At 71.9% G+C, this 16235-nt stretch carries 16 protein-coding genes; 15 read left to right on the top strand and 1 reads right to left on the bottom strand.

Annotated elements, in window-relative coordinates; genetic code table 11:
• The first annotated feature begins 111 nt into the window (after window positions 1–111).
• The 11 genes from OHA98_RS01845 (at window position 112) to OHA98_RS01795 (ending at window position 10686) form a co-directional block, all read left to right on the top strand.
• On the top strand, window positions 112–1329 hold the full coding sequence (locus tag OHA98_RS01845) for an ATP-binding protein (protein WP_266922333.1): 1218 nt from the start codon (window positions 112–114) through the stop codon (window positions 1327–1329).
• Window positions 1326–1730 (top strand): roadblock/LC7 domain-containing protein, encoded by a 405-nt coding sequence (locus OHA98_RS01840; protein WP_266922332.1) that lies wholly within the window; start codon window positions 1326–1328, stop codon window positions 1728–1730. The genes OHA98_RS01845 and OHA98_RS01840 overlap by 4 nt, the downstream gene beginning before the upstream one ends.
• On the top strand, window positions 1727–2101 hold the full coding sequence (locus OHA98_RS01835; RefSeq protein ID WP_266922331.1) for a DUF742 domain-containing protein: 375 nt from the start codon (window positions 1727–1729) through the stop codon (window positions 2099–2101). Before OHA98_RS01840 ends, OHA98_RS01835 begins: the two co-directional genes overlap by 4 nt.
• Complete coding sequence (locus tag OHA98_RS01830) at window positions 2076–2666, top strand: ATP/GTP-binding protein (RefSeq protein ID WP_266922330.1); 591 nt, start codon at window positions 2076–2078, stop codon at window positions 2664–2666. The genes OHA98_RS01835 and OHA98_RS01830 overlap by 26 nt, the downstream gene beginning before the upstream one ends.
• A gap of 55 nt (window positions 2667–2721) precedes the next feature.
• On the top strand, window positions 2722–4116 hold the full coding sequence (locus tag OHA98_RS01825) for a cytochrome P450 (protein ID WP_266922329.1): 1395 nt from the start codon (window positions 2722–2724) through the stop codon (window positions 4114–4116).
• Window positions 4117–4474: 358 nt separating this feature from the next.
• Window positions 4475–5605: a cytochrome P450 gene (locus OHA98_RS01820; RefSeq protein ID WP_266927653.1), complete on the top strand. Its 1131-nt coding sequence runs from the start codon at window positions 4475–4477 to the stop codon at window positions 5603–5605.
• Window positions 5602–6423, top strand: coding sequence for an enoyl-CoA hydratase/isomerase family protein (locus OHA98_RS01815; RefSeq protein WP_266922328.1), 822 nt, complete (start codon window positions 5602–5604; stop codon window positions 6421–6423). The genes OHA98_RS01820 and OHA98_RS01815 overlap by 4 nt, the downstream gene beginning before the upstream one ends.
• A 136-nt stretch (window positions 6424–6559) precedes the next feature.
• Entirely contained in the window at window positions 6560–7912 is a 1353-nt protein-coding gene (locus tag OHA98_RS01810; RefSeq protein ID WP_266922327.1) for a phosphoribosyltransferase, read from the top strand.
• A gap of 115 nt (window positions 7913–8027) precedes the next feature.
• Entirely contained in the window at window positions 8028–9002 is a 975-nt protein-coding gene (locus OHA98_RS01805; RefSeq protein ID WP_266922326.1) for a TerC family protein, read from the top strand.
• Between the two features lie 88 nt (window positions 9003–9090).
• On the top strand, window positions 9091–9291 hold the full coding sequence (locus tag OHA98_RS01800) for a hypothetical protein (protein ID WP_266922325.1): 201 nt from the start codon (window positions 9091–9093) through the stop codon (window positions 9289–9291).
• 114 nt (window positions 9292–9405) lie between these two features.
• Entirely contained in the window at window positions 9406–10686 is a 1281-nt protein-coding gene (locus tag OHA98_RS01795) for an FAD-dependent oxidoreductase (RefSeq protein ID WP_266922324.1), read from the top strand.
• Here OHA98_RS01795 and OHA98_RS01790 read toward each other — a convergent pair.
• Window positions 10626–11276 carry a GNAT family N-acetyltransferase gene (locus tag OHA98_RS01790; RefSeq protein WP_266922323.1) on the bottom strand — a complete coding sequence of 217 codons (651 nt, stop codon included), beginning with the start codon at window positions 11274–11276 and terminating at the stop codon, window positions 10626–10628. The two genes, OHA98_RS01795 and OHA98_RS01790, sit on opposite strands and share 61 nt — an antisense overlap.
• Window positions 11277–11429: 153 nt before the next feature.
• On the opposite strand from OHA98_RS01790, the gene OHA98_RS01785 reads away from it, so the two are divergent.
• From OHA98_RS01785 to OHA98_RS01770, 4 genes are all read left to right on the top strand, one after another.
• Complete coding sequence (locus OHA98_RS01785) at window positions 11430–12227, top strand: VOC family protein (protein WP_266922322.1); 798 nt, start codon at window positions 11430–11432, stop codon at window positions 12225–12227.
• A gap of 346 nt (window positions 12228–12573) precedes the next feature.
• Entirely contained in the window at window positions 12574–12969 is a 396-nt protein-coding gene (locus tag OHA98_RS01780) for a molybdopterin-binding protein (RefSeq protein ID WP_266922321.1), read from the top strand.
• Window positions 12970–13213: 244 nt separating this feature from the next.
• Entirely contained in the window at window positions 13214–14023 is an 810-nt protein-coding gene (gene modA / locus OHA98_RS01775; protein WP_266922320.1) for a molybdate ABC transporter substrate-binding protein, read from the top strand.
• Window positions 14024–14141: 118 nt separating this feature from the next.
• Window positions 14142–16121 (top strand): ABC transporter permease, encoded by a 1980-nt coding sequence (locus OHA98_RS01770; protein WP_266922319.1) that lies wholly within the window; start codon window positions 14142–14144, stop codon window positions 16119–16121.
• Window positions 16122–16235: the final 114 nt, after the last annotated feature.

Raw genomic sequence — 16235 nt, 5'->3', positions numbered from 1 at the left:
TCGGAGGGGCCTTCCCAAGAGGTGCACACCGCGACTCGGCGAGTCCGGACCCGCGCACCGCCTGAGGGAGTGTCACACCGTCTTCCAGCCATGGCACTTGAAGTGAGTCTCATGACATTTCCGCAGGGCCCTGTCTTCTGGGCACTGGTTGTCGTAGCACTGGTCGCTGTGGGTGCCGTTCTGCGGGCTCGCACGACCAACATCAGACTGCGCAGACACAACTCCGAACTCCGCAAGGAACGCGACACGCTGCTCCGGCAGCGCGACGAGCTCCATGTCGCCCACAACAGCCTGCTCCACCGGCACGCCTCGGAGCTCTCCGAGGTCCGCAAGGACGCCGAGGAGGAGACCAAGGCCGTCCTCAAGGCCGCCGTGCGTACCCTCCAGGGTCTCGCGGACGAGCAGCAGGTGGTCCTGGAGAAGGCCCAGCACAAGTACGGCGACGACCCCGGGATGCTCGCCGACCTGATGGCCATCGACCACGCCAACAGCCAGTTCGGGCGGCGCGCCCAGGGCATCGCCGTACTGTGCGGCGGCTGGCTCGGCCGCCGGGAGACCGTCGCCTCGGTCTTCGACGTGGCCCGCAGCGCCCAGGGGCGGATCCGGCAGTTCGACCGGGTGCGCGTCAACGGACAGGTGAACTTCTCGGTCGTCAGCAAGGCCGTCGAGCCGGTGGCCGTGGTCCTCGCAGAGCTGCTGGCCAACGCCACCAACTACTCCGCCCCCGGCACCCCGGTGGAGATCAACATCCAGGCCGTCCCCACCGGCGTCTGCCTCATCGTGGACGACGCCGGACTCGGCATGGGCCAGGAGGAGAAGGACCGCGCGGCGGACCTCCTCTCGCCCCGGGCGGCGATCAGCGTCTCCAGCCTGGGCATCCCGCCGCAGTTCGGGTTCGCCGTCTCCGGCATGCTGGCCGCCCGCTACGGGTTCAAGATCTCGGTGGACTCCGTTTCCCCCTATGGAGGCGTACGCGCGGTGGTTCTTCTGCCCGACGAGCTTCTCACCAGCGAGGTGCCCCCGGCCCCCGACGCCCCCACGCACGACGCGTCGGAGTTCTCCCGGCACCGGACCCCCACGCCGCCGCCCACTCCGCTGTTCCCGCCGGCCGCCCCGCTGCCGGAGGCCGCCCCGCAGTACGCGGGACCGGTCACCACCGCCGGCGGTCTGCCCAAGCGTCGCCGCAAGAGCCCCGTGTCAGCGGTGCCGTCGACCGACTCCGGGCCGGCCCGCAGCAACGAGGAGTCCGCTTCCCGGCTGGGTGCGTTCCAGCGCGGTACGCGGTCCGGGCGTGACACGACGACGATGGAAGGACCCGAGATCCAGTGAACCCCGATCTCTCGTGGGTACTGAACGACGTACTCCAGGTACCCGGCGCACGGCACGCGATCCTCGTGTCCGCCGACGGCCTGTTGCTGGCCAACTCCAGTGAGATCGGCCGGGACGACGCGGAGACCGTCGCGGCGGCCATGAGCTCCATGCAGTCGCTCAGCCGGGCCGTCGCCCCCTTCATCGGGACCCAGTCCCCCGGGCGCTGGCGGCAGACGCTCCTGGAGTACGAGGACGGCTGGATCTTCCTGATCGCGGCGGGCGCCGGCGCCTACCTCGCGGCGACCGCCGCGGCCGACGTGGACATGGAGGCCATGTCCTTCCGTATGCAGCAGCAGGTCACCGCGCTGGGGAAGGCGATGACCACTCCTCCCCGCCAGAACGCGGGAAGCGACGCATGACGGCGCCGGGCGAGGAGCAGCAGGTCAGCAGCGGGTTCGTCCGGTCCTATGTCATCACCGGCGGGCGCGGGCTGCCCGCCGCGGAGGACCTCTCCCTCGTCACCCTGGTCACGCTCGCCCCGGACGCGGCACCGCCGCCGAACCAGAGCCCCGAGGTCCGGGCGATCTGGGAGCTGTGCTCGGGCGGCTATCTGTCGGTGGCCGAGGTGGCGGGGCATCTGGAGCTGCCCGTCGGAGTGGCGCGCCTGCTGCTGAAGGATTTAGCGGAACAGGGGCATCTGCTCCGCCGCAAGGCCCCGCCACCGGCCCAACTCGTTGACAGGAAGATCCTCGAAGAGGTGTTGCATGGACTCCAGGTCCGGTTCGGCTGAGAACATGTATGTGCCGGACGCGGTGCAGCGTGCGGCGAAGATCCTCGTCGTCGGACACTTCGCCGTGGGCAAGACGACGCTCATCGGCACTCTCTCCGAGATCACCCCGCTGCGCACCGAGGAACGGATGACGCAGGCCGGGGCGCACATCGACGATCTCCGGGGCGCGCCCGACAAGAAGACCACCACGGTCGCGCTGGACTTCGGCAGGCTGACCCTGAGCGACGAGCTGGTCCTGTACCTGTTCGGTACGCCCGGCCAGCAGCGCTTCGTGGAGCTGTGGGAGGACATGGCGCGGGGCTCGCTCGGCGCCCTGCTCCTGGTCGACCCGGCCCGTCTGGCGGACACCTTCCCGGTCATCGACCTGGTCGAGACGTACGGCCTGGAGTACGCGGTCGCGGTCAACAGCTTCGACCAGCAGTCCCAGCACGCCGAGGCCGAGCTGCGCGAGGCGCTCGACCTGCTGCCCGACACCCCGGTCGTGTACTGCGACGCCCGGGACCGGAACTCGTCAGCACAGGCACTGATCACCCTGGTCCGGCACCTTCTCGCGCACGCGGCCTGACCTCCCTTCCGCCCGGGGCTCCGCGGAGCCCCGCGATCACACCGAGGAATCACACATGGACTCTCAGCCGGGAGCCACCCCGTACAGCGCCCCCGCTGGGTGCCCCATGCACCAGGAGGGGCAGAGCTCGCTCTACGGGCCGGAGTTCGCGTCCGACCCGCACCGGGTGTACGACGCGTTCCGCGCGAACGGGCCCGCCTCGCCGATCGAGCTGGCCCCCGGGGTGGAGGCCACGCTCGTCGTGCAGCACGAGGCCGCGCTCCGGGTTCTGCAGAACCCGGCGCTCTTCCCCCGCGACTCGCGCCGGTGGGCCGCGCTGCGCGAGGGCCGGGTGCCGCTCGACAGCCCGGTGCTGCCGATGATGGCGTACCGGCCCAACTGCCTGTTCACGGACGGCGCCGAGCACCTGCGGCTGCGCAAGGCGGTGACCGAGAGCCTCGGGCGCCTGAGCTCCAGCCGCCTCAGCCGGGACGTCGAGCGCATCGGTGACTACCTCATCGACCAGTTCATCGAGCGCGGCAGCGCCGACCTGCTGGGCGAGTACGCCAAGCTCCTGCCGCTGCTGCTGTTCAACCAGCTGTTCGGCTGCCCCGGTGACATCGGTGACCGGCTGACCCGCGGCATGTCCGCCATCTTCGACGGCGAGGACGTCCTGCGGGCCAACGCGGAACTGACGGAATGCCTGATGGAGCTGGTCGCGCTGAAGCGCCGCCAGCCGGGCGAGGACATCACCTCCTGGCTCATCCAGCACCCGGCGGGCCTGCGCGACGAGGAACTCAAGGACCAGCTCGTCATGCTGATGGGCGCGGGCGTGGAGCCGGAGCGCAATCTCATCGCCAACGCGCTGCTGCTCCTGCTGGCCGGGGACGCCTCCGGCCCGGGGCCGGAGCGGCGCGGTACCGGGATGCTCGTCGAGGACGCGCTCGACGACGTGCTGTGGAACAACCCGCCCATCGCCAACTACGCGACGCACTACCCGATCCAGGACATCGACCTGGACGGGGTGACCCTGCGGGCCGGCACCCCGGTCCTGATCAGTTTCGCCGCCGCGAACAGCGACCCCGCGCTCACCGGCGCCCGCCAGACCCTGAGCAAGGGCGCCCATCTGGCCTGGGGTGCGGGCCCCCATGTCTGCCCGGCCAAGTCGCCCGCGCAGCTCATCGCCCTCACCGCGATCGAGAAGATCCTCAACACGGTGCCGGACCTCACCCTGGCCGTGCAGGCCTCGGGCGTCGAGTGGCGGCCGGGCCCGTTCCACCGGGCCCTGGTCTCCCTGCCGGTGCGCTTCAGCCCGACCGCCGCACGCGGCACCGCCCCCGGCGCACGACCGGCCGCACAGCCTGCCGCGCAGCCGGCCCCCAACTCCGCGGTCCCGCATCATCACGCTGCGGAGTCGCACAAGAAGCCCAAGGGCTGGTGGAGCTCGTTCCTCGACGTCTTCCGGGTGTGAGCGGGCGGCCGACGCGCAATTGAGCGCACATATGAGTGCGCGTTTGAGTAAGGGCGTACGCGGATGAGTGCGTACGCCATCGATGAGTGAGTGCCCATATCGCTATTCGCATATGACAAAGGGCATTCACGACTTTTGCATGTGACGGGGGCAACAAAGATCGACGCTTGGCGGAGATATGCGGAGGGGTAGGTTCAGGCGGTAACCCGGAGCCTAGGTCAAGGAACTCTGCGTGAGCGCTATCAGTGGCATAGGGACGCCCCCCGCCGACCGCCGTGCTCTCATCTCGCTCCTGCGACGCCTGCACTCCCCCCAGGGCCAGGCCGACCCGTACCCGCTCCTGGGTGAACTGCGCGCCATGGGGGACGTCGTCCGCGCTCCGTGGAACGGCTATTTCGTCACCGGTTTCGACGCGTGCAGCCAGGTGCTGCGCGGCCGCCACTGGCTGGCGCCCGACTTCGCCTGGCAGGAACGCCAGGACGACACCGGGCGCTGGGACGCGGTCGCCACCCAGGAGATGACCAAGACCCTCTCCCGCCTCAACGCCCCCGCGCACACCTGCCAGCGCCGCAGCCTCGGCAACCTCTTCGACCGCTCGACCATCGAGCGGCTGGCCCCGCAGGTCGAGGGGCATGTCACCCGCCTCCTCGACGAGCTGGCCGACAAGCTCCGGTGGGGCGAGGCCGACCTCGTCAGCACCGTCAGCGAACAGCTCCCGATCAGCACCATCGGCTCCTGGCTGGGCATCCCGCCCGAGGACCATCCGCACATCCTGGAGATCACCCACAACCAGGTGCACGCCCAGGAGCTGCTGCCCACCAGGAGCCAGCTCGCCGTGTCCGCCGAGGCGACGGCGCAACTGCGCGCGTACTTCACCGACCTGGTCGCGCGGCGCCGTGCCGCTCCCGGCGATGACGTCCTGACCGGCTGGATCCACACCTGGGACGGGCTCGAACCCGACCGTGAGACGGCGGACGAGGTCCTCTACCGCCTCACCATGTTCGTCACCATCGCCTCGCTGGAGACCACCGCGACCCTGCTGTCGTCCATGGTGGCGCTGCTGCTGGAGGAGCCCGGCCGGTGGGCCTGGCTGCGGGAGCACCCCGAGCACATCGACGCGGCGATCGACGAGGTCCTGCGGTACGACCCGCCCATACACATCAACAGCCGGATCGCCGCCGAGGACACCGTCCTGGCCGGAGTCCCGATCGCGAAGGACAGCATGGTCCACGTCCTGTACGGGGCCGCCAACCACGACCCCCGGCGCAACGAGGACCCCGACACCTTCGACATCCTGCGCGGCGGCGGCCACCTCACCTTCGGCGGCGGTGTGCACTACTGCCTGGGCGCGGCGCTCGCCCGCCTGGAGGCCCGTACGCTGCTCACCGCGCTGCTGGACCGCTTCCCGGCCCTGCGCGCCGCCGCACCACCCGACTACGCCTCCCGCATGGTCTTCCGGCGGGTGACCTCGATGAGCGTGACGGCATGAGGCTCTCCCTCCCCGACTTCCTGACCCCCTACGGCCGGCCGGGCACCGTACGCACCGTGCGCGAGGGCCCCGTCCTGCGCGTGGAGCTGAACAGCCCCGCCACCGGCAACGCGGTCACCGAGGCGATGCTGGACGACCTCCTGGAGGTCCTGGCCGCACCGGACCCCGACGTACGGGTGCTGGTGCTCAGCGGTGCCGGGGACGACTTCTGTCTGGGCGGGGACCGGACCGAGTTCGCCGACTGGCTGGAGGAGGACCCGACCGGGCGCGGCATCCGGCTCGCCGGGGACAAGGCCCGCCGCGTCTGCGAGGCGCTCTCCGGGAGCCGGGCCGTCACCATCGCCCGGGTCCAGGGCAAGGCCATCGGCGCCGGGCTGGCCCTGGCCCTCGCCTGCGACCTGCGGGTCGGCGCCGACACCGCCGGATTCCGGCTGCCGGAGCTGGCCCTCGGCCTGCCCACCGCGTGGGGCGGCGTGCTGCCCCGGCTGATCCACGAGGTCGGCGCCGCCCGCGCCCGCGAGCTGATCCTCACCGGACGGGCCTTCGACGCCACCGAGGCGTACAGCCTGTCGATCCTCCAGCGCGTCGTGCCCGAGGACGCCCTCGACGAGGCCGTCAGCGCCTGGGCCAAGCCCGTCGTCCGCCGCCCCGAGGCCGCCCTGCGCGTCACCAAGGCCCTGCTCAGCTCCTACGCCTCCGCGACCCGGCTGGCCGATCCGTCCTTCCTGGACGCCGAACTCATGGCCTCCGTCGCCGCCGCGACCCGGCGCCCCCGTGACACCGGCGGGACCGGGGCCGGGGTCGTACCGATGCGCTGAGGGCTTCCGGCGGGCCGGACACCGGCCCGGTCCGGAGTTGCGGAACGGCCGCGAACGGGGTTGCGTCGAGGTAGGCACGTACTGCGTGGTGTGTACGTACGTGGCCTCCGTCCGCCCTCGCTGGGGGTGACCCATCGTGCTGTTCACCGATCGCACGGACGCCGGACTGCGGCTCGCCCATGCCCTCCGGCGGTGGAAGGAAGAACGTCCCGTCGTCCTGGGCCTGCCCCGCGGCGGAGTCCCGGTGGCGTACGAGGTGGCCAGGGAGCTGGGCGCACCGCTCGATGTGATCGTCGTCCGCAAGCTCGGCGTCCCGTACCACCGGGAGCTGGGATTCGGCGCCATCGGCGAGGACGGGGTACGGGTCCTCAACGAGGACATCGTCCGCCGCGCGGGCGTGACGGAGGAGGATCTCGCCGCGGTCGAGCGCACCGAGTCGGCGGAGCTCGCACGGCGGGCGCACCGGTTCCGTGACGGCCGTCCGCGCCGGGCGCTGGAGGGCCGGACGGTGATCGTGGTCGACGACGGGATCGCGACCGGCTCCACCGCTCGGGCCGCCTGCGCGGTCGTACGGGCACAGGGCGCGGCACGCGTCGTCCTGGCCGTTCCGGTGGCCCCGCCGGACGCCGTCGCGCGGCTGCGCGAAGGGGTGGACGAGGTGGTGTGCCTGGCCGCGCCGCAGCCGTTCTCGTCCGTCGGCGAGTGGTACCGCGACTTCTCCCAGACCTCCGACGACGAGGTCGTCGCCCTGCTGGCACGGGCGGCGGCGGACCGGCCCCTGCGCCCCCGGTCCACGCGCCCGCCGGCCGTGCGTACGGAAGAGGTGCGGCTGGCCGTGGGCGGCGCGCCCAGCTCGGGCGGGCCGGCCGGGACGGGCGGCATCGAGCTGACCGGGGATCTCGTCCTGCCGGACGGCGCCGGCGCGGTCGTGATGTTCGCCCACGGCTCGGGCAGCAGCCGCCACAGCCCGCGCAACAGATCGGTCGCGGCGTCCCTCAACGAAGCGGGCCTGGGCACGCTCCTGTTCGATCTGCTCACCCCCGTGGAGGCGGCCGACCACGGGCATGTCTTCGACATCGGGACCCTGGCCGGGCGCCTGTCGGAGGCCACCCGCCTGCTGCGCGCCCGGGTGGCGCTGCCGATCGGCTACTTCGGGGCGAGCACCGGAGCGGCGGCGGCGCTGCGGGCCGCCTCGGAGGCGGGCGCGGACATCGGCGCGGTGGTCTCGCGGGGCGGCCGGCCCGACCTCGCCGGGAGCCGGCTCGGTGACGTACGCGCTCCGACACTCCTTGTCGTGGGCGGCCTCGACACAACGGTGCTCGCGCTCAACCAGCAGGCCGGCGAGCGGCTGACCTGCGAGAACCGACTGGAGATCGTCCCGGGGGCGAGCCATCTCTTCGAGGAGCCGGGCGCGCTGGACCGGGTCGCGGACCTGGCCCGGGACTGGTTCACCGGGCACCTTCTCCCGGCCGCCGGGGGACGCGGCTGAGCCCCCGCGTCCCGCGTGCCCGCGCGGTCCGCCGACGCGCGGGACGCGGGCCCCCGGCGCACACTCGTAGGACAGGACCCCATCCACCTCTCGCGACCGATCCGGGGTCGCCCACATGCTCGACGTACCGCTGTGGCTGTGGGGGGCGTTCGCCACGACCGTGGTCGTGGCGCTGGTGATCGACCTCCTGGCGCACCGCGACACCCATGTCATCGGCTTCAGGGAAGCTGCCCTCTGGAGCGGGCTGTGGGTGAGCCTCGCGCTGGTGTTCGGCGGGGTGGTGTTCCTGGTCCTCGGGCCGACCGCCGGAACCGAATACACCACCGCGTGGCTGCTGGAGAAGAGCCTGTCGGTCGACAACCTGTTCGTCTTCGCCCTGATCTTCGCGTATTTCCGGGTGCCCCGTGCCTATCAGCACCGCGTCCTTTTCTTCGGCGTCTTCGGTGCGCTCGTATTTCGCGGGATATTCCTCTCCCTCGGCGTCGCGGTGGTCGGACGTTTCACCGCCGTGCTCTTTGTCTTCGCGGCCATCCTTTTCTACAGCACCTATAAAATCCTCAGGGGAGAAGAAGAAACCTTCGACCCGGGCAAGAGCCTCGCCGTACGCCTGCTGCGCAAAGTGATTCCGGTCCGGGACGAATACGCCGGTGCGAAATTCACCGTCAAGGAGGCGGGCCGGCGGGTCGGCACCCCCCTGCTCGCCGTCGTCGCCGCGATCGAGGCCGCCGACCTGGTCTTCGCCGTCGACAGCGTGCCGGCGGTGCTCGCGGTCAGCGACGAGATGTTCATCGTCTACACCAGCAACGCCTTCGCCATTCTGGGACTGCGGGCCCTGTACTTCATGCTCGCGGGCCTCCTGGACAGGTTCCACTACCTGAGCCACGGGCTCGGGATCATCCTCTCCTTCATCGGCGTCAAACTGATCCTCCAGGCGTCCCACAAGATGATCAGCGAGGACGTCCCGGAGATTCCCTCGCCGCTGAGCCTGGCGGTCATCGTCGTGGTCCTGACGGTGTCGGTGGTGCTGAGCCTGCGCCGCCCGCCCGAAGGGAACTCCAAGGGGAACTCCCGTGCGGATCCAGAACCCTGAGGGGCGCCCACCCGGCGGACGAAACCCCGTGCCGGCAAAGGCGAGGAAAAAACTTTTCAAACAATCCAGCCAGGCTTATGGTGAGGTTATGGCCAGCAATGAGCGTGAGATGCAGCGGCAGGCCGCCTTCATGTGTCCGACCTGCAAGCAGCCCGTCGCGACCGAACTGAAACGGCACAAGACCCTCGGGATCTTCGTCCCCGTCTGGGGTCCCGGTCCCTGCCGGAACCCGGACTGCGCCGACCACCTCGTGGACGACGCACGGACCGAGCACCGGGCCCACCGATGAGAGGCCGGCCGGGACGGATCATCCGCCCGGCGGCCCGCACGCCCCTCGTCCCGGCGCGCCTTCGTCGCTAGGATTGAAACGAATCAATCCCCCCGACAGAGGTGCGAGAGATCCATGCGCAGGTACGACATCGTTGTCATAGGCGGTGGCCCCTCGGGGGTCCCGGCCGCCGTCCAGGCCGCCCGCCTCGGCGCCCGCACGCTGCTGGTCGAGAAGAACGCCGGACTCGGCGGCACCACCACCTACGCGAACATCGCGTTCCCCGGGCTCTTCCACGCATGGGGAGAGCAGGTGATCGCCGGTATCGGCTGGGACCTGGTGTGCAGGGCCGTCGAGCTGAGCGGCGAGGAGCTGCCGGACTTCTCCGACGACGACCGCCCCCACTGGCGGCGTCAGGTGCGGCTGAACGCACCGCTGTACGGCGCGCTCCTCATGGAGGAGGTCCAGCACCGCGGGATCGACCTGCGCCTGCACACGATGCCCGCCTCGGTGCGGTGGACCGGTGAGCTGTGGGAGATCCAGCTGTGCGGCAAGGACGGGCTCGAACCGGTCACGGCCCGGCGGCTGGTCGACTGCTCCGGCGACGCGGACGCGATCGGCCTCGCCGGACTGCCGCGCAGGCGCAATCCGGAGCGCCAGCCCGGCACCATCGACATCCGGCTGTCCGGCTACGACGTCGCCTCCCTGGACCGGGACGAGCTCGACCGCCGCTGCGCGGAGGCGATCGGGTCGGGGGCGCTGCACCCGGCGGACCTGGGCTCCCGGGGGCGGCCCCTGCTGCCGTTCCTGGACAAGCGGGGCGAGAACGCGATCCATCTCGTCGGGATCGACGGCGCGACCAGCGAGGGCCGTACGGCCGCGGAGCTCGCGGGCGGGGCCGCGATCCTGCGGATCTACCGGTTCCTGCGCACCCTGCCGGGCCTCGAAGCCGTCCGGCTCGACTTCCGCGCGGCGGAGGTCGGTGTCCGCGAGAGCCTCACGATCGACGCCCGGACCGAGGTGACCGGCGAGGACTATCTCACCGGCCGCAACCGGCCCGACGCGGTGTGCCACAGCTTCTACCCGATCGACATCCACCGGCCGGACGGCGACGGGGTCGCCAAGACCCATCTCCGCCACGGCGTGGTCCCGACCGTGCCGCGCGACGCGATGGTCCCGGCCGCCAACCCGTACGCCGTGGTCGCGGGGCGCTGCGTCGGGTCCGACCAGGCGGCGAACTCCGCGCTCCGCGTCCAGGCCACGGCCATGGCGACCGGGCAGGCGGCCGGCGCGCTCGCGGCCCTGTCCGCGGACCGGGGCGGCGACATCGTCTCCGTACCGATGTCCGGGCTGCGTCAGACGCTCGTGCGCTTCGGGGCGATCGTGCCGCCGCTCTCCGGGGACCCGGCTCCGTAGAGACGCGCGGCGAGGCGGGCCTTGGCCGCGGGCCACTCCTCGGCGAGCAGCGAGAAGTAGACGGTGTCCCGCCAGGTCCCGTCGTGGCGGAGCCGGTGGCGGCGCAGGACCCCCTCCCGGCGGGCACCGAGGCGGGCGATCGCGGCCTGCGAGCGCTCGTTGAGGTGGTCGGTCTTCAACTGCACGCGCCCCATGCCCAGTTCCTCGAAGGCATGGGTCAACAGGAGCAGCTTCGCCTCGGTGTTGACCGGCGACCGCCAGTACGCGCGCCCGTACCAGGTCCAGCCGATCTCCAGACGCTCGTGCTGCTCCTCGACATCCATGTACGTCGTCCAGCCGACCGCCCGGCCGCTCTCGCGGTGGATGACGGCGAACGGGACATACGTACCCCGGTCCGCGGCTTCGAGCAGGTCCGCGAGTCTGGCTCCGAGCTCGCCCGGCGTCAGCGGCGCCGGGCCGCCCTGCCAGCGCCACACCTCCTCGTCCCGGCCACCGGCCGCGAAGAGGTCGTCGAGGTGGTCCATCGTCAACGGCACGAGGCCGACATGGCGCCCGGTCAGGGTCACGGGCCGAGGAGTGGTCGCAGGCATGGCGAGAGTGTAGACCACTTTGAACTAGCGTCATCATTTTATGCACTAGAGCAATAGTGCCAGGGAGGCCGCTCGGCGCGCGGAGGGACGGGGGGCTGGCTAGCGTGGCAGTGCGGGGCGGGACCACCCGACCGACGGAAAAGAGTCAGAACCATGGCTGTACAACCTGAGGGAACACCGTGCTGGGCGGATGCGATGTTCGCCGATATCGAAGGCGCGAAGAGCTTCTACGGAGACGTGCTGGGCTGGACGTTCGGCGAGTCCGCTTCGGAGTACGGCAACTACACGCAGGCGTACGCCGACGGCAAGGCGGTGGCCGCCGTCGTCCCTCCGATGCCCGGCGCGGAAGGCCACTCCGCCTGGTGTCTGTACCTCGCGTCGCCGGACGCGGCGGCGACCGCCGGAAAGATCCGCGCCCAGGGGGGCGAGGTGCTGATGGAGCCGATGACGGTCGGCGACTTCGGCACGATGGTGCTGGCCCGCGACCCGAGCGGGGTCGTCTTCGGCGTGTGGCAGGCCGGCACCCACGAGGGGTTCGAGGCGACCGCCGTACCCGGCGCCTACTGCTGGGCCGAGGTCTTCACCCGGGAGCCCGAGAAGTCGGACGCCTTCCTCGCCGGCGTCTTCCCCTACCGGATGCAGCAGATGAAGGACGCCGCGATCGACTACCGGGTGTTCGACCTCGGTGACGAACCGGTCCTGGGGCGGATGAAGATGGGCGACGAGTTCCCGCCCGAGGCTCCGCCGTACGTCAGCGTGTACTTCACCGTCGAGAACTGCGACGCGGCGGTGGCGAAGGCGACCGAGCGCGGCGGAGTGCTGCGGTTCGGGCCGATGGACAGCCCCTTCGGCCGGTTCGCCGCGCTCAGCGACCCGCAGGGCGCGACCTTCGCCGTGATCGACGTCGTGACGGTCAAGGGCGAGATGCCCGAGCTCACGCCCGTGACCTGACGGACGTACGGGAGGACGGCGCACCGGTTCCGGGGGGGGCCGGGCGCCGTTCCGCGTGTTCCGGGCGCCGTTCCGGGTGTTCCGGCGGTCTCCGGGCGCTGTTCCGGGTGTTCCGGCACAGTCTCCGAGTGTCTGATCCGGGTGTTCCGGCGGTCTCCGGGGCGTCCGGAACACCCGGGCACACCGGCCGGGTGGGGTGACGTACGGCGAGGCCGTCGGCTCCGGCGCGCGCCCGGGGACCCGGCGCGCCGCGGACTTCGTCCGTTCCACCGACCGAACCGCATCTGCCATGGACAATCGTCCAGACAATTGCGTATGCGAGCCAGATCGCCCTAGCGTGTCGCACATGCAGTCCTACACAATCGGCCAGGCGGCACGTCTGCTCGGCGTCAGCCCCGACACCGCCCGACGCTGGGCGGACGCCGGACGGGTCGCGACCCATCGCGACGAAGCGGGCCGGCGGCTGATCGACGGCCGGGATCTGGCCGCCTTCTCGATCGAGGTCGGCCAGAGCGGCAACGGCGAGGAGGAGGCCCCGTACACCTCGGCCCGCAACGCCTTCCCCGGCATCGTCACCGCCGTCAAGCTCGGCGATGTGGCGGCCCAGGTCGAGATCCAGGCCGGACCGCACCGGCTCGTCTCGCTGCTCACCCGGGAAGCCGTCGAGGAACTGGGCCTCGAAGTCGGTATGCGGGCCACCGCCCGCGTGAAGTCGACCAGCGTGCACATCGACCGGACCTGACACAGGTACGCACCGGCCATCGGCGCCCGCGCGCACGCACCCCGCGCACCACGCGCACGCCCCGTACCGCCCGGAACGCACCTCTCGCACGCACGCACCTCTCGCACGCACGCACCACGCGCACGCACGCACCACCCGCACCCGCTCGCCGTCCCGCACCCGCCGCGCCGTCCCCGTCCGGAAGGCGTCCACCATCCGCCGACCGCGTACGGCACCTCCGTACGCACCCAAGGAGCCCGACCTCATGTCTCCCCTGTTCACCGGACGCCGCGCCACCGTCGCCGCCGCCGCGACGGCCGCCCTGCTGCTGCCGCTGACGGCCTGCGGCAGTGACGACAGGGCCGCGGACGACAGCGCCAAGGCCACCGGTTCCGCCTCGGGCGCCCCGAAGGCCGATCTGACGGTGCTGGCCGCGTCCTCGCTGACCGATGTCTTCACGACGGCGGGCGCCGCGTACGAGAAGTCCCACCCGGGCACGAAGGTCACGTTCTCCTTCGCCGGTTCCCAGGAGCTGGCCGCCCAGGTCAAGCAGGGTGCCCCCGCCGACGTGCTGGTCACCGCCGACACCAGGACGATGGACACGCTGGCCTCCGACACCGGTACCCCGACCGTGATCGCCAGGAACCGCCTGGTCATCGCCACCGCCGAGGGCAACCCGGAGAAGATCGAGAACCTCAAGGACCTCGCCGACACCGATCTGAAGGTCGTCCTCGCCGCCCCCGAGGTGCCCGTCGGCCGGTACGGCAAGCAGATCCTGGACGCGCAGAAGATCGACGTGAAGCCGGTCTCCCAGGAGCCCAACGTCCGCGCCGTCCTCAGCAAGGTCGAGCTGGGCGAGGCCGACGCGGGGCTCGTCTACAGGACGGACGCCGCCACGGCCACCGGCAAGGTCGACGCGATCGAGATCCCCGACGAGCAGAACGCCGTCGCCTCCTACCCGGCCGCCACCCTGAAGGCCTCCGAGCACACGGAGGCGGCAGCGGCGTTCGTCGCCTGGCTGTCCACGCCGGAGGCCCGGAAGATCCTCCAGGGCGCGGGCTTCCAGCAGCCGTAACCGCCGTCGCGGGCTGCCCGGCCACCATGAGGCTGTCCCGCCAGGGATGAGGGACAGTCTTCAGCAACGGGCAGCCCGCACAACGCACTTCGAGGACGGGACCAGGGGTCAGCCAGTCATGAAACGTCTCCGCGGCCACGCGCCGGGCTCCCGCGCCCCGCTCGTCCTGGCCGTGCCCGCGCTGCTTGCCGTGGCGTTCCTGATGATGCCGCTGATCGGCATCCTGGCCCGCACGTCCTGGGGCGACCTCGGCGCGCACCTGACCTCCGAGGGGACCACCCAGGCACTCAGGCTGTCGCTCCTCGTGTCGCTGTGGGCGCTCGGGCTGTCGCTCGTGCTCGGGGTGCCGCTGGCGTGGCTGCTGGCCCGGGTGCCCTTCCCCGGCAAGGCGTTCGTCCGCTCGCTGGTCCTGCTGCCGATGGTCCTGCCTCCCACGGTCGGCGGGGTGGCGCTGCTCCTGGCCTTCGGCCGGCGCGGGCTGCTCGGCCCCTGGCTGGAGGACACCTTCGGCATCACACTGCCCTTCCACACCTCGGGGGCGGTGCTCGCCGCCACGTTCGTCGCAATGCCGTTCCTCGTCATCAGCCTCGAAGGCGCGCTGGGCGGTCTGCGCCCCCGCTACGAGGAGACCGCGGCGTCCCTCGGCGCCTCGCCGCTACGGGTGTTCCTCACCGTCACGCTGCCCATGGTCGCCCCCGGACTGATCGCCGGGGCCGCGCTGACCTGGGCGCGGGCGCTCGGCGAGTTCGGCGCCACCATCACGTTCGCCGGGAATCTCCCCGGCACCACACAGACGCTGCCCCTCCAGGTGTATCTGCTGCTCCAGGACTCCCCCGAGGCCGCCACCTCCGTCTCCCTGCTGCTGCTCGCCATCGCCATGGCCGTCCTCGTCGCGCTGCGCGGCCGCTGGACCGGTACGCCGGGCGGCGGCGACCGCCCGCGTCCGCCGAAGGCCGTACCCGACACGCGCGATCCCGCCGGTCCGCCGCCCGGCGCGCTCCCCGGTCCCGTGCCCGGCCGGCTCCCCGCGCCGGTCCCCGCGCCGCCCCCCGGGCCGCGGGAGCGCTGGCCGCTCCGGGCCGAGGTCACCGGTTTCACCACCCTGGCCCTGGACGCCGGCCCGGGTACCACCATCGCGGTCGTCGGCCCCAACGGCGCGGGCAAGACCACGCTGCTGCGGGCCCTTCTCGGGCTCACCCCCCGCGCCCACGCCGAACTGCGCCTGGGGGACACCGATGTCACGGCCCTGCCCCCGCACCGCCGGGGCGTCGCCTGGGTACCCCAGGACGGGGCCCTCTTCCCGCACCTGAGCGCCCTGACGAACACGGCGTACGGGCTCCGCGCCCACGGGGTCGCCCGGAGCGAGGCCCGGCGCGAGGCACAGGCCTGGCTCGACCGGCTCGGCGTCGGCCACCTCGCCCACCGAAAGCCCGCCCAGCTCTCCGGCGGCCAGGCCCAACGCGTCGCCCTGGCAAGGGCGTTGGCGGCGCGCCCCCGGCTGCTGCTGCTGGACGAACCGCTCGCCGCCCTCGACCAGACCACCCGCGCCCAGGTACGCCACACCCTGCGCGGCCACCTGGCGGACTTCGGCGGGGTCTGCCTGATCGTCACCCACGACCCGGTCGAGGCGGTCTCGCTGGCCGACCGCGTCCTCGTCCTCGAAGAGGGCCGTGCGCTCCAGGACGAGCCGCCCGGTGAGGTGGCCCGGAACCCCCGTTCCCCGTGGGTCGCGCGCATGCTCGGCCGCAATGCCTGGCCCGGTACCGCCGCCGCCGACGGCCTCGCCCTGCCCGGCGGCGGGCTCCTCGTCGTCGCCGACCCGCTCCCCGCGGGCACCGAGGCGCTCGCGATCATCGCGCCGGAAGCCGTCTCCGTACACCGGGACCGGCCCAGCGGCAGCCCCCGCAACGTCTGGCCCGGCACCGTCCGTGAGATCACCGGCAGCGGCAGCCGGCTGCGCCTGCTGATCACCTCGCCCGAAGCACCGGACCTGGTCGCGGAGATCACCCCGCAGGCCGCCGCCGAACTCGGGATCGCCGACGGCACGGAGGTCTGGACGAGCGTCAAGGCGACCGAGGTGACGATCGTGACGCTGTGACGGCGCCGGTACGGCAACGGGTACGGGTACGGGTACGGCAACGGGTGCTCGTGCCGGAAGGGAACCAGGACCCCCGACAAGTGCGTAATAACGTAGGAAGATCGTCCGACTCGG

The organism is Streptomyces sp. NBC_00654 (genome assembly GCF_026341775.1).
Classification (GTDB): Bacteria; Actinomycetota; Actinomycetes; order Streptomycetales; family Streptomycetaceae; genus Streptomyces.
Note: the sequence above shows the minus strand (reverse complement) of the source record. Positions and strands in the feature narration are given on the sequence as shown.